Source organism: Xanthomonas campestris pv. campestris str. ATCC 33913 (assembly GCF_000007145.1).
Taxonomy (GTDB): domain Bacteria; phylum Pseudomonadota; class Gammaproteobacteria; order Xanthomonadales; family Xanthomonadaceae; genus Xanthomonas; species Xanthomonas campestris.
Genome location: NC_003902.1, coordinates 1,356,744 through 1,378,139, shown reverse-complemented (window position 1 = coordinate 1,378,139; position 21,396 = coordinate 1,356,744). Strand labels below are relative to the sequence as shown.

16 protein-coding genes and 1 pseudogene are annotated in these 21,396 nt (G+C 65.2%); 4 read left to right on the top strand and 13 right to left on the bottom strand.

All coding sequences use genetic code 11. The features are described from left to right. Window positions 1–49: 49 nt before the first annotated feature. Window positions 50–2,419, bottom strand: coding sequence for a TonB-dependent receptor (locus XCC_RS06130; protein WP_011036376.1), 2,370 nt, complete (start codon window positions 2,417–2,419; stop codon window positions 50–52). Window positions 2,420–2,602: 183 nt separating this feature from the next. On the opposite strand from XCC_RS06130, the gene XCC_RS06125 reads away from it, so the two are divergent. Further along, on the top strand, window positions 2,603–4,366 hold the full coding sequence (locus tag XCC_RS06125) for a glycoside hydrolase family 43 protein (RefSeq protein WP_372357251.1): 1,764 nt from the start codon (window positions 2,603–2,605) through the stop codon (window positions 4,364–4,366). Between the two features lie 8 nt (window positions 4,367–4,374). On the opposite strand, the pseudogene XCC_RS22350 reads toward XCC_RS06125, so the two are convergent. The 8 genes and pseudogenes from XCC_RS22350 to XCC_RS06090 all read right to left on the bottom strand — a co-directional run bounded on the left by XCC_RS22350 (window position 4,375) and on the right by XCC_RS06090 (window position 10,708). Next, window positions 4,375–4,844, bottom strand: a pseudogene (locus XCC_RS22350) (IS5 family transposase). Beyond that, window positions 4,792–5,145 (bottom strand): transposase, encoded by a 354-nt coding sequence (locus XCC_RS22345; protein ID WP_237343614.1) that lies wholly within the window; start codon window positions 5,143–5,145, stop codon window positions 4,792–4,794. The pseudogene XCC_RS22350 and the gene XCC_RS22345 overlap by 53 nt, the downstream one beginning before the upstream one ends. A gap of 155 nt (window positions 5,146–5,300) precedes the next feature. Then, window positions 5,301–7,235, bottom strand: coding sequence for a response regulator (locus XCC_RS06115; protein ID WP_029217109.1), 1,935 nt, complete (start codon window positions 7,233–7,235; stop codon window positions 5,301–5,303). Further along, a complete protein-coding gene (locus XCC_RS06110) occupies window positions 7,228–8,106 on the bottom strand; it encodes a sensor histidine kinase (protein WP_011036372.1) in 879 nt (292 codons plus the stop codon). The genes XCC_RS06115 and XCC_RS06110 overlap by 8 nt, the downstream gene beginning before the upstream one ends. Continuing rightward, complete coding sequence (locus XCC_RS06105) at window positions 8,103–9,113, bottom strand: ATP-binding protein (RefSeq protein WP_011036371.1); 1,011 nt, start codon at window positions 9,111–9,113, stop codon at window positions 8,103–8,105. Before XCC_RS06105 ends, XCC_RS06110 begins: the two co-directional genes overlap by 4 nt. After that, window positions 9,104–9,505 carry an anti-sigma regulatory factor gene (locus XCC_RS06100; RefSeq protein ID WP_011036370.1) on the bottom strand — a complete coding sequence of 134 codons (402 nt, stop codon included), beginning with the start codon at window positions 9,503–9,505 and terminating at the stop codon, window positions 9,104–9,106. Before XCC_RS06100 ends, XCC_RS06105 begins: the two co-directional genes overlap by 10 nt. Then, a complete protein-coding gene (locus tag XCC_RS06095) occupies window positions 9,502–9,864 on the bottom strand; it encodes an STAS domain-containing protein (protein WP_011036369.1) in 363 nt (120 codons plus the stop codon). Before XCC_RS06095 ends, XCC_RS06100 begins: the two co-directional genes overlap by 4 nt. A 1-nt stretch (window position 9,865) precedes the next feature. Beyond that, window positions 9,866–10,708: an STAS domain-containing protein gene (locus tag XCC_RS06090; RefSeq protein WP_011036368.1), complete on the bottom strand. Its 843-nt coding sequence runs from the start codon at window positions 10,706–10,708 to the stop codon at window positions 9,866–9,868. Window positions 10,709–11,388: 680 nt separating this feature from the next. On the opposite strand from XCC_RS06090, the gene XCC_RS06085 reads away from it, so the two are divergent. Beyond that, on the top strand, window positions 11,389–12,489 hold the full coding sequence (locus tag XCC_RS06085) for an NADH:flavin oxidoreductase/NADH oxidase (protein ID WP_011036367.1): 1,101 nt from the start codon (window positions 11,389–11,391) through the stop codon (window positions 12,487–12,489). Between the two features lie 366 nt (window positions 12,490–12,855). On the opposite strand, the gene XCC_RS06080 is transcribed toward XCC_RS06085, so the two are convergent. From XCC_RS06080 to XCC_RS06070, 3 genes are all read right to left on the bottom strand, one after another. Further along, on the bottom strand, window positions 12,856–15,180 hold the full coding sequence (locus XCC_RS06080) for a hypothetical protein (protein WP_011036366.1): 2,325 nt from the start codon (window positions 15,178–15,180) through the stop codon (window positions 12,856–12,858). Window positions 15,181–15,202: 22 nt separating this feature from the next. Beyond that, window positions 15,203–17,077, bottom strand: coding sequence for an ATP-binding protein (locus XCC_RS06075; RefSeq protein WP_019237863.1), 1,875 nt, complete (start codon window positions 17,075–17,077; stop codon window positions 15,203–15,205). A 402-nt stretch (window positions 17,078–17,479) separates the two neighbouring features. Continuing rightward, window positions 17,480–18,835, bottom strand: a complete 1,356-nt coding sequence (locus tag XCC_RS06070) for a helix-turn-helix transcriptional regulator (protein ID WP_016944964.1) — start codon at window positions 18,833–18,835, stop codon at window positions 17,480–17,482. Window positions 18,836–19,735: 900 nt separating this feature from the next. Between XCC_RS06070 and XCC_RS06065 the strand changes: the two genes are divergently transcribed. After that, the gene (locus tag XCC_RS06065) at window positions 19,736–20,521 is read left to right on the top strand and encodes a winged helix-turn-helix transcriptional regulator (RefSeq protein WP_029217108.1); all 786 of its coding nucleotides are present in this window, start codon (window positions 19,736–19,738) and stop codon (window positions 20,519–20,521) included. 224 nt (window positions 20,522–20,745) lie between these two features. Further along, the gene (locus XCC_RS06060) at window positions 20,746–20,988 is read left to right on the top strand and encodes a hypothetical protein (protein WP_129589115.1); all 243 of its coding nucleotides are present in this window, start codon (window positions 20,746–20,748) and stop codon (window positions 20,986–20,988) included. 6 nt (window positions 20,989–20,994) lie between these two features. On the opposite strand, the gene XCC_RS06055 is transcribed toward XCC_RS06060, so the two are convergent. Beyond that, entirely contained in the window at window positions 20,995–21,381 is a 387-nt protein-coding gene (locus XCC_RS06055) for a DUF805 domain-containing protein (RefSeq protein ID WP_011036362.1), read from the bottom strand. Between the last annotated feature and the right edge of the window lie 15 nt (window positions 21,382–21,396).

Here is a 21,396-nt window from a genome sequence, read left to right as displayed (position 1 = left end):
GTGCGGCGGCTCATGGCCGCCGCACTGCTTACAGCGCAAACGCTTTCGCTTACTGCCAGTTGACGTTGACCGACACGCCCACAATGCGCGGCTCGTTGTAGACCGCGGCCATGTAGTTCTCGATCACGCCCTTGACGTTCTTTTCGTTGGTGATGTTGCGCGCAAACGCCGCCACTTCCCACGCGCCGTAGCCACCGGTGTAGCCCAGCTTGAGCCCGCCCTCGAAGTTACCGTCGGCGCGAAACTCGGTGGAGTCGTACAGCACAAAGCTGGTTTCACCCTGCTTGTTCCAGTCGGTGGACACGAAGAACGCACCGTCATTGCCCACCGGAATGTCGTAGCGCGCGGCCAGGTTGAGGTTGTACTTGGGCGCGTTGGGCAGCGGGTTGCCATCGATCTGCGCGAAGGTGTTGGCGCCCACGCGGATGGTGGGGTCGTTGACCGTGCACACCACCACGCCGTTGAGCGCACAGGCCTGCGCATACACACGCTTGTCCTGGATTTCGCTGTGCAGCAGGCTCAGGCCGGCGGTCAGCGACAGGTTGGAGATCGGGCGCCAATCCAGGTCCGCTTCCAGGCCGTAGGCCTTGGCCTTGTCGGCGTTGAACAGCACGCCATTGCCGTCGGCGTCGTTGCCGTTGAGCTGGATGTCGTCCACCGTGTAGGTGAAGCCACTGACATTCAGGCGCAGGCGGTTGTCGAACAGGCTGCTCTTGATGCCTGCTTCCCAGGACAGGATGGTTTCCGAATCGGCGGTGGTGAAGTCCGAGTTGAACACCGCGCTGCGGCCCTGGATGGTGGGGCCGCGGAAGCCGCGGGCCACGCGTGCATACACGCTCAGGTCCGGGTTGATTTCGTACATCGCGCTCAGGTCCCAGCTGGGCTGGGTGTCGGACAGGCGCACGTCGCGACGGCCGCGGTAGGTGACCGCGCCGGCAGCGGTGTCGGCGGTCTTGAGCAGGCGGGTTTCCTTGGTGTCCTTGGTCTGGCGAATGCCGGCGGTCAGGGTGAGCGCATCGGTGGCCTTGTAGCTGAGCTGACCGAAGCCGGCCCAGGAGGTATTGGTGTTGCGCAGGCGCACCCAGTTGTTGGGGTTCCGCGCGGCGGTCTGCAGGAAATAGGCGCGCTGGTAGAAGTCGGTGGTGTCGCGGCCATCGAAATAGAACCCGCCCACCTGCCACTGCAGCGCGTCATCGCCCACGCTGGCCAGGCGCAATTCCTGGGTGTACTGGTCGAGATCGCGGATCTGCCCCATCGACTGGCCGAAGCCGTTCGGCACACCGTTGACCGGATAATTGGCCGCCGCGCCGCCATCGGTGTCGCCCCGGCTATAGCCGGAGGTGGTTTCGTAGGCGCTGATGGAGGTGAGCGACACGCCGCCGAAGTCGTACACCGCCTTGATCGAGCCGCCATCGGTCTTGTACGCCTGCGGGTTGTCGTGCGCTTCGTCATAGGCCACGCGGTCGCGCGGCACATCCACCTTGTCGCTGCCACGGGTCACCGCATTGCGCAGGAACAACGTGGAGGTACCGTCGTAATCGCGCGTGTGTGCGGACGCCAGCACCGAGAATTCCTCGCTGGGCTTGAGCAGCAGCTGCAGGCGCGCGTTGCGGTCGTTGTACCCGCCCATCGCGTCCTTGCGCGGCGTGCGTGTGCCGTCGGCGCTGCTGCCGGCGAAGGTGTTGTCTACCCAATCGTCGCGGTGCTGGTACAACGCCGACACGCGGAACGACAGCACATCGTTGATCGGGCCGCCAAAGCCGCCATCCAGCGAGATGGTGTTGTAGCTGCCGTAGCTGGCGTTGACGCGCCCGGTGTAGGTGTCGCCGGGTTTGACGGTGTCGAACTTGACGATGCCGGCCGTGGTATTGCGGCCGAACAAGGTGCCCTGCGGGCCGCGCAGCACTTCCACCTGGTCCACGTCGTAGACGGGGTTGGACTTGAGCACCACGTGCTCCAGCACCACGTCGTCCTGGATGATCGACACCGGCTGCGAAGCGCCGAGATAGAAGTCGATATTGCCCAGGCCGCGAATATAGAAGCGCGGGAAGATGCGCCCGGTGGTGGTTTCCGCATAGAAGCCCGGCACCCGGCCGGACAGCGCCAACAGCGTGTCGTCGCCACCGGCGGTGTACTCGCGCATCGCCGCGCCCTGCACCACGCCCACCGACACTGGCACGTCCTGCAGGTTCTGTTCGCGGTGTTCGGCAGTGACGGTGACCGTGTCCAGCGCGGTCGGGCTGGCTTCGCCCTGGCTCGCCGGCGCCTGTTGCGCGGCCGCGCCAGTGGCCACCGATGCAAACAGCAATGCGGCGCAAGCGCGTGCCAGCGGTGTGCGCTGCAGGCCGGCGCTGGAGCGTGTCACGCTGCGTGCGGCAAGACAGGACAGGGAAGAAGCAACAGGCGAGTACAGCGACATGCGAGGGTGATCCTTGGGTGGGTGGCGCGTGGTTGCGTCCGTTCGGCGTGCGCAAGCCGTGGGAGGCGCCGTGTGGCGCCGCGCGCACGATATGTCAGCGATGTTGCAGCTCTATGGCAGCGATGCCGGCCGCGATGCGTCGATCAGAGCGCGCCTCCAGCCATTCCGGCCGGCACACCTCGCATGGCAAACCGTCATGCCGGCACTGCGGGCGGGCTGTCATGCTTGGCAGCGCGCCGGAACACCATCCAAGGCGCCGCGCTACCAGGGGGAAATGCTGTGGAACGACTGCGATGGATGTGTGGCATCGCGCTAGCCATGGCCTGCCAGATGGCAATGGCCGGCACGGCGCTGATCACCCAGGTGGACTACCAGGGCGATGACGGTGGCGCGGTGCCCACTGACGCGCAGTACCGCAATCCAGTGCTGGCCGGCTTCTATCCAGACCCATCGGCGATCCGCGTCGGCAACGCGTTTTATCTGGTCACTTCCAGCTTCGGGTATTTCCCGGGCCTGCCGGTGTTCAAGAGCAGCGATCTGGTGCACTGGATCCAGATCGGCAACGCCATCGATCGCCCCGGCCAGATCAACTACGGCAACGACGCGCTCACCCGCGGCCTGTTCGCCGCCAGCATCAGCCACCATGACGGCACGTTCTACATCGCCAACACCTGTTTCTACTGCGACGGGGGCAATTTCCTGATCACCGCCAAGGACCCGGCCGGGCCGTGGTCGGATCCGATCTGGCTGGACGCCAAGGGCATCGACCCGTCGCTGTTCTTCGACGACGACGGCAGCGCCTGGCTGGTCAACAACGATGTGCCGGCCGGCACGTTGCGCTACGACGGCCACCGCGCCATCTGGTTGCAGCAACTGGATCTGGCGCGCATGAAGCTGGTCGGCCCGCGCCAGGTGATCGTGGATTCCGGCTTCCAACCGGCCAGCAATCCCGAGCACATCGAAGGCCCGCATCTGTTCCGGCGCGATGGCTACTACTACCTCACCGCGGCCGAAGGCGGCACCGGCGAACAGCACGCGCAGATGGTCTACCGCAGCCGCCAGATCGCCGGCCCCTACGAGCCGTGGTCGGGCAATCCGGTGTTGACCCAGCGCGACCTCGACCCGGCGCGCCCGGCCCCGATCACCTCCGCTGGCCATGCGCAGTTTGTGGAACTTGCCGATGGCAGCTGGTGGGCGGTGTTTCTGGCCACCCGCCCGTACCGCGGCAACCATTACACCCTGGGCCGCGAAACCTTCCTGCTGCCGGTGCAATGGCGCGATGGCTGGCCGCTGGTGTTGCCACATGGCAAGGCGATCCCGTCGGTGGCCACGCGCCCACCGCTGCCGGCCGGCACGCAGGCCACGCCGACCAGCGGGCCGATGCACTGGAGCGAGCGCTTCGATGGCGCGCGCGTGCCGATGCAGTGGATGACCATCCACCCGCCACGCCAGCCGTGGTTTGCCACCGGCCCGACCGGCCTGCGCATCACCCCGTCGACCATCGCACTGGGCACCGAAGGCGCGGGCCAGCCCGCCTATCTCGGCCACCGCCTGCAGCACCACCACGCCACGCTGGTGGCCAGCGTGGATGGCAGCGACCTCTCCATTGGCGAACAAGCCGGGCTGGCGGTGGTCGCCAAGGAAAGTCATTTCCTGGCCGCCATGCTGGTGCGCGAAGCCGCCGGCAATGCGGTGGTGCTGTACCGCCGCGCCGGCACGCAGGAGCCGCCCACCGGCGTGGTCCAGGCGCGCATGCCGCTGCCCGCGGTCACGCAACCGGTGACGCTGCGCGTTGCGCTGGATGCGGCAACGGTGCACGTGGATTTCGCGGTAGGCGACGGGCAATGGCAGACCTTGCTCGAACGCGGCGACGCCAGCCTGCTCAGCACCGAAACCGCCGGCGGCTTTCTTGGCGCCACCTTCGGCCCGTACGCCTACAGGCCGTAAGAACCTGTTCACGATCTTCTGAGTAATAGTGCCAAGAAGGCCAAATGGATGAACTGCAGGCTGGTGTTGAGTTTGCGCTCGCAGTTCTTCCATAGCCTTCGGTTCTTCTCCAGCCAAGCAAAACTACGCTCGACGATCCATCGCTTGGGCATGACCTTGAAGGTGTGCAGTTCGCTGCGCTTGGCAATCTGCACCGTGAGCTGCTCGCCTAAATCTCTCGCACGCCGTCGGCAAACCGTACGCCGGTGTAACCGCTGTCGCACAGTAAGGTTTGTACATGCGTCAAGTTTGACTGGCAGCGCTCCAACGCCTGCAGCGCACCTTTGCGGTCGGTCACCTCCGCCGTCGTCACCGCGATTGCATGGGGCAATCCCTGAGTATCAACAGCGATATGCCGCTTGATGCCCGACACCTTCTTGCCCGCGTCATATCCCTTTTGCCCTGCTGTGTCGGTGTTCTTTACGCTCTGCGCGTCCACGATCAAGAACCTGCTGCAGGCGTTGCGCTCCTGTCTGGCGCGGACCACGCCAACCTGATTTTTTAAGTGCCTGCTCCAGCAGGCTCACTCCCTCATCGTTGCACTCGCTCCACTTGGCAAAGTACGAGTGCACGGTCCGCCACTTTGGAAAGTCGCTGGGTAGCGCTCGCCATTGGCAACCGGTTCGCAGCAAGTACAACACTGCGCACCACACCTCATACATATCCACACGGCGTGGCTTGGTGCGCTTACGCGCTTGTTCCAGAATCGGCAGCACGTGTTCGAACTGCTCCCGGCTCATGTCACTTGGATAGGTCTTTTGGCGCATCCGCATAGTCTGCACTGATCAGGAAAGATCGTGAACAGGTTCTAAGCTGTGGTTCCGGCGCGCTGCCGTTCTCGGCGCGGGTATGGAGGTGCGAAAAATTCCTCCGCGCACGCAGCGCTGTGCAGCCGTCAGCCCAGCATGCGGCTGACGGTATTGAGCAGGTCGTTGAGGCTGAAGGGCTTGGGCAGCAACGCCATGCCTTCGGCGAGGAATTCCTGCCGGGTGGCCGCATTTTCGGCGTAGCCGGTGATGAACAGGATCGGCAACCCGGGGCGCAGATCACGCGCCACATCGGCCATGTCGCGCCCGTTCATGCCGGGCAGGCCGACATCGGACACCACCATGTCGATCTGTGCATCGGCGCGCAGCTGCGCCAGCGCGCCATCGGCGTTTTCGGCCTCGATCACGTGGTACCCGGCATCGCTGAGCACCTCGCTCACCATCATGCGCACCACATCGGTGTCGTCCACCAGCAGGATGCGCTGCGAGCGCCCACGCGGCGCATTCGGCGGCGGCGGTGGCAATGCCTCGCCCACGGTCAGCCCGCGCGGCAACAACAAGGCCACCGTGGTGCCGCTACCCAGCGTGCTGGTGATGCGTGCGGTGCCGCCGGACTGGCGCGCAAACCCGTAGGTCATCGACAAGCCCAGCCCGGTGCCCTCGCCGATCGGTTTGGTGGTGAAGAACGGCTCGAACACCTGGCTCAGGATCGCCGGATCGATGCCGCTGCCGTCGTCGATCACGTTCACCGCGACATAGTCGCCGTCCTCCAGCTCCGGGTCGTTGTAGGCGGTGTGCGGCGCGCTCTGGATGCGGATGGTGCCGTGGCCCTGCAGCGCATCGCGTGCGTTGATGACCAGGTTGAGCACCACGTTTTCCAGTTGATTGGCATCGGCGATGGCCACCAGTGGCGCCTCCGCCAGCTGCAGTTCCAGTGCGATGTTTTCGCCGATCGAACGGCGCAGCATGTCTTCCAGCGAGCGCACCCGCGCATTGACGTCGAACGGCTGCGCATCCAGCGACTGCTTGCGTGCAAACGCCAGCATGCGCTGGGTCAGCGCAGCAGCGCGATGCGCCGAGCCGGTGGCGATTTCCGCCAGCCGTGGCACGCGTTCGATGCGGTTGGATTCCACCGCCAGCTGGATCATGTCCAGGCCGGAAATGATGCTGGTGAGCAGGTTGTTGAAGTCGTGCGCGATGCCGCCGGTGAGCTTGCCCAGCGCTTCCATCTTTTGCGCCTGCAGCAGCTGGATTTCGGTGCGTTGGCGCTCGGCAATCTGATGCGCCAGCTCGGAGGTGGCGGTATCCAGTTCCTGGCGTTGCTCGCGCTCGCGCAGGCGTTGCTCGGTGACGTCTTCGACAAACAGCAGGCCCAGGTCCGGTTCGCGGTACGGCGACACCCGCCATTCGGTCTCGCGCACCGCGCCATCGCGCAGGATCGACAAGGTCCCGCTCCAGCGCTCGCGCCGGCCCAGTGCGGCGGTCAAGGCCTGCACGGTGGCGCACTGGTCCAGGCCGGGCACGTTGATCGCTTCGCATGGGGTGGCGCTGCCGATCAGCCGCTGAAACGCCGCATTGGCCTCCTGCGTGTGCAGCTGCGCATCGACCACCGCGATCGGCGCGCCGATGTGCTCGAAGATTTCGCGAAAGCGCGCCTCGCTGAGCCGCAGCGCTTCTTCGGCATTGCGCGCGCGCAGCAGCGTGCGCAAGGTGGCGACCAGCACGTTGGGGTCGACCGGATGGATCAGGTAGGCATCGGCGCCGGCGTCCAGGCCGGTGATCATGTCACCGGTGGCAATCGAGGCCGCCGAGACGTGCACCACCGGCAGCAGCGCGGTACGCGGCTCGGCGCGCAGCGTGCGCACGATGTCGAAGCCGCTCATGTCCGGCAGGTTGACGTCCAGCACCACGGCGGCAAATGCCTCGGCAGCCAGGCGCACCAGCCCCTCGCCACCGGTCCCGGCTTCTTCGACCACGAACTGGTGGTGTTCGAGCACGCGCCGCACCGAGTAGCGGGTGACCGCGTTGTCGTCCACTACCAGAATCCGATGACTGCTAGGCAAGACCATCCTCCTGCTGCGGCGCCAGCGTCACCGGCAATACCACGAAAAATTCCGAGCCCTGCCCGACCACGCTGTTGATGCCCACGGTGCCGCCCAGCAACTCGGCAAAGCGCTTGCAGATCGACAGGCCCAGGCCGGTGCCGGTGAGGCGCTTCTGCAGTGGCGAATCCACCTGCACGAAATCCTCGAACAGCGCGTCGTGCAGTTCGGCCGGGATCCCAATGCCGGTGTCCTGCACGCTGAAGCGCACGTGGGTGTCGCCCTGCAGTTGCGCGAACACGCGCACATGGCCTTGCGGGGTGAACTTGAGCGCGTTGGAAATGAAGTTGCGCAGGATCTGCGCCAGCTTCTTGTCGTCGGTGTAGAGCATCGGCAACACCGGCGGATCTTCGAAGATCAAGGTGGTGCGGTTGGCGTCGGTGAGCGGGCGGAACATGCCGCGCAAGGCCGCAAACAGATCCATCAGATCGAACCAGCCCGGCGAGATGGTGACCCGCCCGGCTTCGATCTTGGCCAGGTCCAGCAGGTCGTCCACCATTTCGCTGAGCTCGCGCGTGGACGCGCTGACAAAGCGCACCTGCTTGAGCTGCTCGGCGTTGAGCGGGCCATCCATGCCGTCTTCCAGCAGCCGGGTAATGCTCAGGATCGAGCCCAGTGGCGTGCGGAATTCGTGGCTCATGTACGACAGAAACCGGCTCTTGAGCTCGGACACGTCGCGCAATTGCTCAGCCTGCTGATCCAGCTCGGCATACAGCGCCAGCACGCCCTGGTTGGTTTCGTCCAGTTCCTCGCGCAGCGCCTGATTCTGCTGGCGCAAGCTCTCCAGTTCAGCCATCGCGTCGATGGCGGGAACCTCATTTGCGTGACTCATGACATGCCTCCCAAGCGCATGACAAACACACTGCAATCGTCGCGGCCGCGGTCGTGATCGCGCACCAACAGTGCGGCGATGATGCGCGGATGGCGCGACAGCAGACCCGGATGATCGCGCAGATTCCAGCGCGATTGCAGCCCGTCGCTGTGCATCACCAGCAGCTTGCCGGTGGCCTGTGGAAAATCGAATGGCTGCGCCTTGCGGAACTGCACGCCCACGATGCCCGGATGCGATGGCATGCCGCGCACGCCATCGCCGTCGCAGAGCGCGGCCGCGATATTGCCCACGCCGGCAAAGCGGACCTGCCCGCTGCGGCTATCGAACTGCGCCACCGCTGCCGCGCCGCCACGCGTGCCGGACATGGCGGCATGCAGGCGCGTGACCCGCTCGCCGGGCTCGCCGGTGGCCGCCGCGGCCGCGTGGGTGCCGGCGTCTGCCGCCTCCGCTGCACCGGCACCGTGGCCAAGCCCGTCGATCACCGTTACCGTGGCACGCGCCTCGCGGATCTGCAGATGCCAGGCATCGCCGCACACGGTTTCGTTGTGGATCGGCACACGCAGCGCGCCGTACGCCAGGTCCTGGGCAGCGCCTTGCTGCGCAAACACGCGCGCCACCACAATGGCGCCCTTCGCATCGGAATAGGCATCCAGCAGCTGCGCCTGGCGGTGGATCGCGCCCAGCCCGGTGCCCGGCGTGCCGGAGGTGGAATAGCCATCGCGCAGGCACTGCGAAAGCGCAAATCCGGGGCCGTTGTCGAGCGTGCACAACTCCACGCCAACGCCGGCGCGCCCGGCCACCGGCGACAGCTGCACGCAGCCGCCACGCCCATGCTTGAGCACATTGGTGGCCAACTCGGTGGCCACCAGCGCCACGCGCCCACAGCTGGCCTCATCCAGCGCCAATGCCTGCGCCAGGGCCACCGCTTCGCGGCGTGCCTGCCCGACCTGGCTTGCGTCGTCTAGACGAATCGACCGGGTCGGCGCACCTGCAAACGTCACTTCCATTTGGTGATGGTGATCCGCGTGCCCTTGCCGGGCGCGCTGTCCAGCACGAAATCGTCCACTAGCCGACGGCTGCCGGACAGGCCCAGGCCCAGGCCGCTGCCGGAGGTCCAGCCGTCGGTCAGCGCCAGGTCCAGATTGGGGATGCCCGGGCCTTCGTCGCGGAAGGTCAGCTGCACGCCCTTGCGGATGCCGCTCTCCACCAGCGCCCAGTCCATGTCGCCGCCGCCACCGTAGATCACGGTATTGCGCGCCAGTTCGCTGGCCGCGGTGACCAGCTTGGTCTGGTCGACCAGGCGCAGGCCGCATTGCACCACCAGCTTGCGCACGGTCTGCCGCGCCATCACCACGTCCTGCTCGGTACGCACCGGTTGCGAGCCAGCCGGCGTGCTCATGGATCGAGCACAGGTTGCTGTAGCAGCCGCATGCCGCGCTCGACATTCAAGGCGGTGCGCACGGTGGGCAGGGTCAGCCCCAGCTCAACCAGCGTGATCGCCACCGCCGGCTGCATGCCCACCACCACGGTCTTGGCATCCATGATCGCCGCCAGCCCGGAGATGGTGCTGATCATGCGGCCGATGAAGGAGTCGACGATGTCCAACGCGGAGATGTCGATCAACACGCCGCGCGCAGAGGTGGCGCTGATCTTTTCCGACAGGTCTTCCTGCAGGGTCAGCGCCAGCTGGTCGTGCATGTCCACCTGGATGGTGACCAGCAACAGATCACCCATCCGCAGGATCGGGATGCGCTCCATGTCAGCCCGCCTTGCTCACGGTCACGCCGGTGCGCTTGAGCGCCAACGCCAACGCATCGGCCAGGTTGGCCTTGGTCACGATGCCCTGCAGGTCCAGGCCCAGATGCACGATGGTCTGTGCAATCTGTGGGCGCACACCGCTGATGATCGCATCGGCGCCCATCAGGCGGATGGCGGTAACGGTCTTGAGCAGGTGCTGGGCAACCAGGGTGTCCACGGTGGGCACGCCGGTGATGTCGATGATGGCGATTTCCGAACCGGTATCGACAATGCGCTGCAGCAGCGATTCCATCACCACCTGGGTGCGCTGCGAATCCAGCGTGCCGATCATCGGCAGCGCCAGCACGCCTTCCCACAACTTCACCACCGGGGTGGACAGCTCCAGCATCTCTTCCTGCTGGCGCGCAATGATGTCTTCGCGGGTTTTCTGGAACGCCTTGATGGTGTGCAGGCCCAGCGCGTCCATCAGCTCGGACAGCGCCCACAGCTGGTGGCCGAGTTCTTCCGGCGTATCGGCGTATTCGCGCTGCACCAGTTCAAACAGCGCGCGCTTGAGCGAGAAGAGGAAGTTGGCGGTTTCCTGCGAATCGAAACCACGGGTGGCGCGGTCACGCGAGAGGTTCTCCAGGAACCGGCGCACTTCGCTCCATTCGGCACTGTCCAGGCTGCTGCCGCCGTCCTTCAACGAAGCCGCCAGCAAGCGCAGAAAGTCGGCGCCCTGCGCCTGTGCATCCTTGTGCGAAATGCGCGCATCGGCGGTCAGGCTGGAGCCCAGCCATGCCGACAACAAGCCGCCTTCCTGGCCACGAATCGCATCGATCGTGCGCTGCTGCAATGCCACCATGAGATCACCCGTCGAGTAGTAGTAAACGATGACGTGGCATGCGAGCTGGACTGCGCCCGAGTTGGCGCGGCGCCCCCACGCCGAAGCGCTGCAGATTAAAGCAATTCAGGTTTGCCAACCAGACACGAACCTGTAGCGGTCATTTGGATCGCTCCAGGCCAGTTTGACATTGCTCCGGAGCGCTGAACGTGCGCCGGGCCACGGCTGCGGGAATGGGGAATGGGGAATGGGGAATGGGGATTCGCGATTCGCGATTCGCGATTCGCGATTCGCGATTCGGGATTCGGGATTCGGGATTCGGGATTCGGGATTCGGGATTCGTAGGCTGCCGCTGCATGTGTGCGGTGGCTACTGGGGCGTGTTGGCGAAATGAGAGAGCTGATCTGGTCTGCGGGCTGCGTGTCAGGACACGTCGGGCGGTGTCTCACAGTGACGGCTGTGTTCGCTGCACGTTGTTGCGTGGGTTTGCGTGTGGCCGGAACTGTTTTGAGGTCGCGTTTCGCGGCATTGCCCTGCGAATCGGTGGCTGCACCGCCGCGCGCCGCAGCGCTCGATCAAGTTTGCTAGCTCGGCGATCTGCGCGCCTTCAGCCGCTGCAACGCGCTGTGCTACTGGCAGTGTTTTGATGCGCGCGGCGGCGTGCTCTGATCGCTCCCTGATTTTCCAAGGCTCTCTCCCCGATGTCATCGCTGTTTTCGCCGTATCAGCTCAAGGATGTCTCGCTCCGTAATCGCATCGCGATCCCACCGATGTGCCAATACACCGCCACCGACGGTTTCACCAACGACTGGCATCAGGTGCACTACGCCAGCATGGCGCGCGGTGGTGCCGGGCTGGTGATCGTCGAGGCCACCGGCGTGTCGCCGGAAGGCCGCATCACCCCCGGCTGCCTGGGCCTGTGGAATGACGCCCAGGCCGAAGGACTCGCAGGCATCGCCGCCTCCATCAGCGCCGCGGGCGCCGTGCCCGGTATACAGATCGGCCATGCCGGGCGCAAGGCCAGCGCCAATCTGCCGTGGGAAGGCGACGACCATATCGCCGACGGCGATGCGCGCGGCTGGGACACGCTGTCGCCGTCAGCGGTCGCGTTCGGTGCGAATCTGCCCAAGCTGCCGCGTGCAATGGACCTGGACGATATCGCCCGCGTGCGCGGTGATTTTGTCGCCGCCGCCAAGCGCGCCCTCGCTGCCGGCTTCAAGTGGCTGGAGCTGCACTTCGCTCATGGCTATCTGGCACAGAGCTTCTTCTCCGTACATGCCAACCAGCGCCAGGACGCTTATGGCGGCAGCGCCGAAAACCGCGCGCGTTTTCTGTTGGAAACATTGCAGGCGGTGCGCGCGGTATGGCCGGAACACTTGCCGCTGACCGCACGTTTCGGCGTGATCGAGTTCGACGGACGCGACGAGGAAACCCTGCAGGAAGCCATCGCACTGACCCGCAATTTCAAGCGCGATGGGCTGGATCTGCTCAACGTCAGCATGGGCTTCAGCACGCCCAACGCTGTCATTCCGTGGGGGCCTGCCCTGCTGGCACCGATCGCCGAACGCGTGAGCCGCGAGGCCGCGCTGCCGGTGGCCTCGTCCTGGAACATCGACGATCCGCTGGAAGCAGACCGCGTGGTTGCGGCCGGGCAGATGGAGCTGGTGATGGTCGGCCGCGCACATCTGGCCAACCCGCACTGGCCGTATCACGCCGCGTTGGCGCTGGGCGAAGAACGCCCATCGCGGGTGCTGCCGCCGTCCTACGCACATTGGCTGGCACGTTACGGCAAGCGCAGCTGAGTCAGCTCTTGAAGGTGTGCCTTGCTGAAAATGCAACGCACACGGTCGCAGACTGGCGCGGCGCATCGTGCACGCCAGTCTTGCTGGACGTTTGGCCGGATGCAGAACGCGTGGCATAAGCGCGAGAAATGTCGTGCCAGTCGCTGCGAGATCACACGCAAGCGTTACGCCGCCATTTCGCGTGCGCGCCCAAGCCACGCGAACATTCCGCTGTTTCTGCAGATTCAATGACGCCAGCTTGAGCGTCAAAAAAATTCCAGGGTCATCGCGCTTACCGGGCTAAAGACATCAGCGCCCGCATTGCGCTCCCCTACTAAAAAAACGGCGCGCCACGAGAACCGCAGCGCGCCGTAACCACTGGCGGTCTTACAGACCGTAGCGCTCGATCGCCTGCATATGCGGGGTGGTGTCCTGGTCGCAGGCTTCGGCAAGCCGCATCCAGCACATGCGGTGCGGCCAGCCGGCCGTCGCCATCACCAGCGCGCGGTGCAGTTCCAGCGGTGGCACTGCCTCCGGCAGGGCGACGGTGAACAGCACGCCCGGCAATCCGGACTGCGGGTCTTCCGCATCGAAGGCATCTGCATTGTCCGGATCGATCAGGCGATAGTCGTCGCGGCTGTGCACCCACAGCGTCCACCCACGCGCTTCAATGTCCTTGCGCAAGGCGTCGATCGCCGGCTCGCCCGGATGCACGCCATCCACCAGCCAGCTGTTGCCGTAGCCGCCGGCCTGCAGCACATGCACCTGCGGATAGGTCGGCACGAAGCGTGCGCGTTCGGCTTCATCCTCCGGCGGCGGATACACCAGCTCCGCGTCGAACACCACCCAGTCGCCCACGTGCTGGCGGCGCTGCGACGGCGCATTTTCAACGATGCGTGCGGTCACCGGCCCGGTGCGGCGCGCGTAATACTCGGCCACTTCGCCGTCTTCGATGCAGCGGATGATCACCCAGCCCCAGGTCTCCTCGACCACGCCACTGGTGCTGCTCAACTCCATGCCGATTGCCTGCGCGCAGGCACGCACTGCGTCCCAGTCCTGCGCCGCACTGGCGGCGGTCATGTGGTCCCAATATGCCGAGCGTGGTTCTTCCAGTAGCTCAGTCAGCTGCCGATAGACGTCGGCCGACTCGGCGAAACGCCCGGTGTTGAGGTACATGCGCGCCAACAGCCCGCGCGCACCGTGCGAGCTCGGCGAGAGCGCCAGCAATGCGGCGCAGGCCTGCTCCAGCGCGGGCCAGTCGGCCAGCCGCTGTGCCAGCTGCGCTTCGCACCACAACGCCGCCACCGGCACCTGGGCACGATACAGCTGCGCCAGACGGCACACGCTGGCCTCGTCGCCACGGCCGAGCAAGAGATTCATCAGCCGGAACGTGGGGCTGGTTTCGCGATCGGCGTGCCGCTGCACGAACTGCCACAGCAAGGCGATCGCGTCTTCATCGGCTGCGCATGCGCTCAAGGCCGATGCGGTGGTGTCCACCAGTTCGGCATCGTCGGGCCGCTCGGCCACTGCCTGCAGCAACCACTGCGCTTCCTGTTCCGGATTGCGCGCGGACTCCTGGTCCTGCGCGGACAACCACGCCAGCAACTGGTCGGCGGGCGCCGGCGGCGGCGCGCTCACCGGCGCCGCATCGATGCGTGCGGCCAGGGTGTTCAGCAACTCGGTGGCGCCACGGTCCAGCCGCAGCCTGGGCACATGCGCGCGGGCCAGCGCCAGGTGCCGGCGCGCGGTCCACACCGCGCCGCGCTGCAAGGCCATCCCGATCGCAAGCTCCGCTGCTTCGATCAAGATGCGGTGCGCACCCACCTGCGCGTAGTGGTCCAGCATGGTCTGCACGCGGCTGCCCAGGTCCCAGCTGTTGCGCTCGGGCGCGCGCGACACCAGCACCGCCACCGCACGCAACCAGTGCAGGCGATAGCGCGGCGCCACATCGCGCCACAGCAGCAGGGCCTGCATGGCCTCTTCGTCGCGCCCCAACAAGGCCAGCGCGCGGGTTTTCTGCAACTGACGCGGCTGGCTGCAGTTGGCCCACTCCGCGCCTTCGCGCGCAGCCTCGCGCTCGCGCTGCTCGACCAGTTCCAGCGCCTCGGCAGCGCGGCCCAGCGCCAGCAGGATCGAGATACGCATGTCCGGCACGCCGTCGTAGATCTCGCCGCCGTGCGCCAGGATGGTTCCCGACTGCTGCTCCAGATACGCCAGCGCCGCATCGCCGCGGCCATCGTCGAGCAAGGCGTCGGCCTTTTCGCAGCTCAGGCACTGGTAGCACGACCAGCTGGGGTCGATGCGCGCCAGGGTTTCTTCGCATACCTCGATGCGCTCTTGCACCCAGCCCGGGCCATCGATGTTGGCGTAACACGCCGCCAGGTCCTGGGTCACACACACCGACTGCGGGCATTCCACCGCATCGGGGCGGTGCGCGCGTTCGAACAGCGACACCGCATCGCCCAACGCACGTTCGCCCTCGCACAGGTTGCCCACCCGGTTGCGCATTTCCCAATGCCCGACGAACACTTCCAGCCACGGGTTGGCCAGGGTCTTGCCCAGCGCGCGCGCCTCCGGCAATAGCGCCTCGGCACGCTCGATCTGCAGATCGCAGATGTGATCGGTCAGGCGTGTCAGCAGCTGCGCATTTTGCGGCTGCCCGGCTTCGCCCAGATCGTCCTGCAGTTTTTCCACCCAGTTCCAGATTTCCATGACGCGTCCTTTGATCCGGCGCTCAGCGCGCCAGCAAGTGGGTGACAGCCGCGGCAAAATCGCCGAAGGCCCGATTCAACGCAGACACACCCGCCTCCGCTTCGGCCGCGCCTGGCGTCTGCTGGGTGCGGCCCTGTGCAGCAACAATCACCTTGAGCGAACGCAGCAAACGCGCGGCGACGGCCGCCTGCGGGTTGCCCGCGCGGTACGCAGCCAGCAGCGACTGCAAGGCAGGGGTGTCCAGATTCAGATACAGCCGCTGGGTCTGTTGCGATTCGATGCGCGCGGTGAACTGCCGCGCCAGGCGCAAGGCCGCGGTCGAGACGCGCTTGTCGTTCTCGTCCTGTTCCAGACGCCGCTTGAGCTCCGCCTCACGGTCGGGCACCACCACCAGCGGCAATTCCTCCGGGCTGAAACGCGCCGGCACCAGGGCCTCGCCATCGCCCAGGTGCTGCTCCAGCCAGGCCAGTTCGTCGGCAGGCAGGCTGTCCAGATGGAACAGCTGCCGGTTGCCTTGTTCGGTGCCCAGTTCGACCAGCCGCACGCCCTTGGCCTGCGCCCAGCGGCGCAGGAACGGCACCACCGCATAGCGGTTGCCATAGGCCACCGGCACGCCCATGGCGCGGAACAGCATTTCCTCGAAGCCGGCGTCGCTGTCCAGGATTACGTGCACCGCACCATGCGCCGGCAGTTGCTGCGCCGGCAGATCGCCTTGCGAGGTGGGAACGCGCACGTGTTCCATCAACAATTCGAACAGGCGCTCGTCGCACAACGCCGCGCCCAGCAGCGCTTCGTTGTGGCGGAGCAGGATGCGGCGCCATGCCTCCGGCTGCTGACGCGCGACCTCGGCCAGACCTTGCACCAAGGCTTCGGAGAGTGCGTGTTGCACCGCGCTGTACACCGCATCGCGCTGCAAATCTTCGCGGCTGGCAGTGGGCGTCAAGCGGTTGGATTCGATCACCCCACCGATGAAACCGGCCCATGGCGGCAGCAATTCGCGCGCGTTGTCATGGAGCAACATGCCACGCAAAAAAACCGACAGATTGCGGTTATCGCTGGTGCCGTAGGTCGCCCCATCCTGCACCCACAACAGACCGACTGCATCGCTGCCTTCGTCGCTGCGCACCGGCATGCAGCACAACGGCTCGAAGTTACGCTCGAAGCGCGCGGCAAATTCGCGCTGGCGGCGCCAGGCCTGCACCGGATGCAACGGCACCGCATCGACCATGCGCCACGGCGGCGGCTCCGGGTTGATCGGCTGTGCATCGCGGCCAATCTGGATCGGCTCGCGCAACAGCGCGCAGTACTGCGACAGGATCTCGCGCAGGCGGCCCTCCTGGGCCAACGGCAGATAATTCGGATGCAGCTCCAGCACCACCTCGGTGCCGACCTGGGCACGTGCGGCAATCGGGCTCACCGTGTATTGCTCGGCATTGCTGGACACATAGCAATGGCCCAGCGTCGGCGTCTGATACGAGGTGGTGCGCACGGTGACCCGCCGTGCCAGGACGAATGCCGACAGGAAGCCCAGCCCGAACATGCCGATCAGGCCGCTGTCTTCATGCCCGCCCTGACGCAGGCCGCGGGTGTAGCCCACGCCCACGGTGGCCAGATAGTCGTGGATCTCCTGTTGGGTCAGCCCGGCGCCGGTATCGATGATGCGCACGGTGCCCTGGGCGGGATCGCCATGCACTTCGATCAGCGACGCACCACCCCACTCCGGCTGCTCCAGGCGCCGGCGCAGGATCGAGTCGTGCGCGTTCTGCACCAGCTCGCGCAACGCGACCACCGGCGTCGAATACAAATGCTTGCTGAGTACGGACATGAGCCCGTTGAGATCGACGCCTGCGCGGCGGATCTGCGAGGCGTCCGTCGCCTCATTGATGGGATCTTGCATGATCGGTCGTCGTGTCCTTGGCGGCCGCGTCCATCCTCGGACACGCCTGCCTGGGTGGCAATGCGAGCCGGAAAGGATAGCCGCAAGCCACGGACCGCGCACGTACGCGCCGCGCCGGCGGCACAGGCCGGCCTTCTCAGGCAACAGATCCCAGCGTTACATCCATCGTTACATAGGTGCCGGGTATTCAAGGCCCGGCAGCACACTCTTGCAAAGCGCTGCAAAACGGCCGGATTTGCCGGCAAAAACTGCAAACGTCACGCCTGCTTCGTGCAAGCGCGCTGCGCATAAACGCCGGCTGAGCCAACGTCCGGCACAGCGCGAACAGGGGCGCATCGCCGCCGCGTGCCACCCCTCTACCCGCTCACCGCTGCCCTGCATTGCTGCAGGGCAGCGGCCTGCTTAGCGTTGCAGGGTTTCCATCGGCGCTTCATTGAAATGCTGGCGATAGCCCTTGGCCAGCGCCGAGCGACTGCCCACACCCCAGCGGCTCGCCGCCTGCAGCACGCTGCCACAACCGCCATCGGCCAACAGTTCATCGCGGATGCCCTGCATGCGATACCGGCGCAGCACCTGGGTCGGCGACAAGCCGGTCGCTGATTTGAAGGCCTGCTGCAGCGCGCGCCCGGTCACCCCGATCTGCGCGGCGACCTCGTTGATCGACAGGTCCGATCGATGGGCATTGGTGATCATGTACGCGTAGGCACGCCGGTACTTGGCCGGCAGGCGGGCGGAAATGTCATCGCTGACATGCGCCGGTGTGCCGCTTTCCAGCAACCGCGGCGCCTGGACCTCGCTGCGCAGGCATTGCACAGCCCCCAGGGCGTAGCGGTTGTAGAGCAGCAAGGCTTGCTCGGCACGTCCCAGTGCCTGGCTGATCTTGGCCTGGCAATACTCGAACTCCAGGTTCCAGCGCGGCGCGTGATGGCGCCCGGCACCGGCCAGCGCGCGTTCGGCCAGGTCCGCACGCCCAACCGCCAATGCGGCCAGCGCCAGCTCCACTTGCGCATCCTGCCGCGCGCATGGCGGGCAACCGGTGGCCGCTGCGGGCAAGGCATCGATCTGCGCGTCGAAGCCGAAGATGTCTCCACCAGCAATGCGCAGCAGATTGCGCACATGGCGCATGCGTTGCGCCAGCACCGGCATGCTCTCGGACAGATCGGCGATGCAGGCACGCAGCTCGCTGGCCTCGAAGGTATGCGCGGCATCTTCCTGGCGCAGCGTGGCCTGCCAGAACACGTGGTCGCTCATGCGCTCGCCGCGCCGGATCCGCAGCTGGGCGATCAGGTCCAGACGCAGCGCGCCGACCACACGCGTCCAGTCCGCCGCACCGAGCTCCAGCTCGGAAACCACCTCTTGCGCGCGTTCCAGCGTCTGCAGTGCCAGGGTGCTCTGGCCCAGGTGGAAGTGGGTCAGCGCCTTGCCGAGCAGGCTCTCGCCACACAGCACCGCCGGGGTATCGCGGTCCATGGCCAGTTGCGCAAAGCAATTGAGCGCTGCACTCAGCCGGCGCTGGCTCAACATCAGCCACGCGGTGTTGCGGCACGACAGCAGGCGCAGCTGCCGCTGGTGCCCACGCATCGCCTTGGACGCCTGCCGATAGGCATCCTCTGCCTCTTCCTGATACTCCAGAATCAACAAGGCATCGGCGCTGGCGCCCAGCAATGCGACTTCGTCGTCGCTGCCATCCGGAGCTGCCTGCCCCTCGCGACGTTGCTGGAGGTGCTGCAGACCCTGTGGCCAAGCACCAACAAGCATCCTGCTCGTATAGATCGGAAGACGGTCTGCGTAAGACAACGCAGAGATCGCTGCGAAGTAGGTCGAAAGGATCATGCCGGGCTCTCTGAAGGGGAGGAGCAAAAACAACAAAAGGCGCCGTTGTGGTGGGCGCAAACGATTGTATGCAGCGGATCCAATAGAATTTCTCACTTCGCAGCAGCTAGAAATTCAAAAATTCTCACTCTGTCTTGCAAACTGCGAAGTGGATCCCGCACCTGCATAGCGACGAAGGCCAGACGATGCGCCGGCGTATCTTGACGGTGCATCACAGGACGATGCGTGGGCGTACGGATGCGGTGTTCGGCACGCAGATGCGCGAAGGCGCGCTAAACATCTGCGATCGCTCGCGCTCAATGTCAAATGGCCGTTAATCCAGTGCAATGAGGGCACACGCTGTTTTCCGGCGATTCGCCGGTCCACCTGTAATTACAAGAGCATTTTGTTCAGCGGCGCGATAGTCAAGTCCCTCGAGATATTCTTTCTCGCGCAGGGAGTCAGCAAAATCTCTATACCTTGGTCTACACCTGCACGTTGGCATGCCGCCGCTCCAGCATGGGGTTTTGTGTGCAGCAACCCGACCGAATTAAAACGCCCCAACCAGCCCTATGCGTCAGACGACGATTGCATAACTAGAGAGTAAGAGCTGTGTTGCGGCTAACTGACCACCCGCTAAAGCGGATGACTCCGCTGATCGGAATTCGCGCTAGGCAACGAAACTTTTCGCCTCCGCAATGGTATATACCATTCGTCTGACGCAGGTCAGATCCCCCCGAAGCGGTCGAGTGATATGGCTATGTGCCTGGATACCTTTAGTAAGCCTGTTGTGCTCAGTTCCATGGTCTGGGCTGCGCCCGTACCGCCGGCGTGGGCGCGCGAGTGATGGACGCCGCTGCGAATGACCGCCAAGGATCGGCATTCGTACTGACGCAGGACGCGCGGCTGGCATCACAGATCAACGCCAGCCTGGCGACTCTGGTCCCAGAGGTCACCATCTTTTCAGACGAACTCGAATTGCTGCGCTGCCTGCGCCACTCGCCGTGCGAGCTTCTGGTTTTCGATGCCCATTGCGTGGCATCGGACGACAGTTCCCTGCTCGCCTGGCAGCGCTGCCACAGTGGTCACCCCACCCCACTGATTGTGCTGGGCCGTTTCGAGTGCCCCGACGACTTGCTGGCCTGGTATCGCGCCGGCGCCCACGAAGTGCTCAGCCTGCCAGTCAACTCACACGAGTTGCATGTGCGCGCATCGCTCGCCATTTGGCCGATGGCAGCCACCTGCATCCAGGCCCAGCAGATCAAGGTGGGCCCGTATCAGCTGCTCCGCGAGAAGAACACGGTGTACCTGCACGAGACCGCGATTGCCTTGACCGCGCGCGAGTTCTCCATCGCCTGGCTGCTGTTTTCGAATCCGGGCGTGTGCTTCCGCCGCTGCCAGCTGGCCAAGGCGGTCTGGGGTAGCCATACCGAGTTCACCGACCGCACCATGGAACAGCACATCTACAAGCTGCGCAAGAAACTGCGGCTGTGCAACCACAGTGGCGCGGTGCGCATTCGCACCGTGTATTCGCATGGCTACAAGCTCGAACTGGCGCTGTCGGACGGCAACACGGCGGCACCTTCCAAGGGCATGACGTCCAATACGGTCAATCGCACCGCAGCTTGCTGAGCTGCGGCTGCTCTGCTTGGAGATCACGCAGCGGTGCAGGCATTGCTGGCGTCTTGACGGAGCTCGCCTGAGTCAGAGTGTTTGGCTGCACGGGCGCGACGTCACGCGCACGGTCGATGGGGTTCGTTCGTGTTGCGACGGCTCATGAAGACTTGGGCTTCGCAGTCAGCGCAGACGTGTACGTTCGAGGCAGCAATGTCAGTAATGCGAGGCCGAAGCGCCGCATGGAGCAGTGCTTCGGCCGCCGTCGTTGCGGCATCGCCGACACCGGAAATATTGGCCATCCCTGCAGAGCGTTGATGTCCAGCAACAAGGCGGCGTTCTCGCCAGATCCCCCGCCGCTCCTGATCAAGCTTGCGCCGCATGGCAACCCCCGCTGCTGCCATTGCATTACCGCACCGATGCAAACACCCATAAACGACAACGGCGCCAGGTTTCCCTTGGCGCCGCTGTTTTTTGCAGTTTAGAAGAACTTACTGCTTCGGGCTCTCGCCGTACTCGTTCGGGCCGGGCGTACCTTCGAGGCACATAAACACCAACACGATGAAGCCGCCGAGGTAAGGCACCAGGCTGATCAGATAGAACCAGCCAGACTTGCCCTGGTCGTGGAAGCGACGCACGCTCACCGCAATGCTCGGCACCACCATTGCCAGCATCACGATCACCATGATCGCGAAGACCACCCAGGCCAGCGCGCCCGGGCCGTTATCGCCGCCGCCCACTGCCGCTGCGATGCCGAAAAGACCACCCAGCACCAGCAGGATGATGGCCTGCAGCAGCATGAACATCCAATATTCCTTGCGGCGCGAACGACCATTGAAGTCGGCATAACGCTTGAGCGGCAGCAACATCCATTCCATCGTGAGTCTCCTGGT

What these genes read in the sequence shown, in the direction of transcription:
- XCC_RS06130 (WP_011036376.1), bottom strand. Translation starts at nt 2,419, where the DNA reads ATGTCGCTGTACTCGCCTGTTGCTTCTTCCCTGTCCTGTCTTGCCGCA.
- XCC_RS06125 (WP_372357251.1), top strand. Translation starts at nt 2,603, where the DNA reads ATGGCAAACCGTCATGCCGGCACTGCGGGCGGGCTGTCATGCTTGGCA.
- XCC_RS22345 (WP_237343614.1), bottom strand. Translation starts at nt 5,145, where the DNA reads ATGAGCCGGGAGCAGTTCGAACACGTGCTGCCGATTCTGGAACAAGCG.
- XCC_RS06110 (WP_011036372.1), bottom strand. Translation starts at nt 8,106, where the DNA reads ATGAGTCACGCAAATGAGGTTCCCGCCATCGACGCGATGGCTGAACTG.
- XCC_RS06105 (WP_011036371.1), bottom strand. Translation starts at nt 9,113, where the DNA reads ATGGAAGTGACGTTTGCAGGTGCGCCGACCCGGTCGATTCGTCTAGAC.
- XCC_RS06100 (WP_011036370.1), bottom strand. Translation starts at nt 9,505, where the DNA reads ATGAGCACGCCGGCTGGCTCGCAACCGGTGCGTACCGAGCAGGACGTG.
- XCC_RS06095 (WP_011036369.1), bottom strand. Translation starts at nt 9,864, where the DNA reads ATGGAGCGCATCCCGATCCTGCGGATGGGTGATCTGTTGCTGGTCACC.
- XCC_RS06090 (WP_011036368.1), bottom strand. Translation starts at nt 10,708, where the DNA reads ATGGTGGCATTGCAGCAGCGCACGATCGATGCGATTCGTGGCCAGGAA.
- XCC_RS06085 (WP_011036367.1), top strand. Translation starts at nt 11,389, where the DNA reads ATGTCATCGCTGTTTTCGCCGTATCAGCTCAAGGATGTCTCGCTCCGT.
- XCC_RS06080 (WP_011036366.1), bottom strand. Translation starts at nt 15,180, where the DNA reads ATGGAAATCTGGAACTGGGTGGAAAAACTGCAGGACGATCTGGGCGAA.
- XCC_RS06075 (WP_019237863.1), bottom strand. Translation starts at nt 17,077, where the DNA reads ATGCAAGATCCCATCAATGAGGCGACGGACGCCTCGCAGATCCGCCGC.
- XCC_RS06070 (WP_016944964.1), bottom strand. Translation starts at nt 18,835, where the DNA reads ATGCTTGTTGGTGCTTGGCCACAGGGTCTGCAGCACCTCCAGCAACGT.
- XCC_RS06065 (WP_029217108.1), top strand. Translation starts at nt 19,736, where the DNA reads ATGGACGCCGCTGCGAATGACCGCCAAGGATCGGCATTCGTACTGACG.
- XCC_RS06060 (WP_129589115.1), top strand. Translation starts at nt 20,746, where the DNA reads ATGGAGCAGTGCTTCGGCCGCCGTCGTTGCGGCATCGCCGACACCGGA.
- XCC_RS06055 (WP_011036362.1), bottom strand. Translation starts at nt 21,381, where the DNA reads ATGGAATGGATGTTGCTGCCGCTCAAGCGTTATGCCGACTTCAATGGT.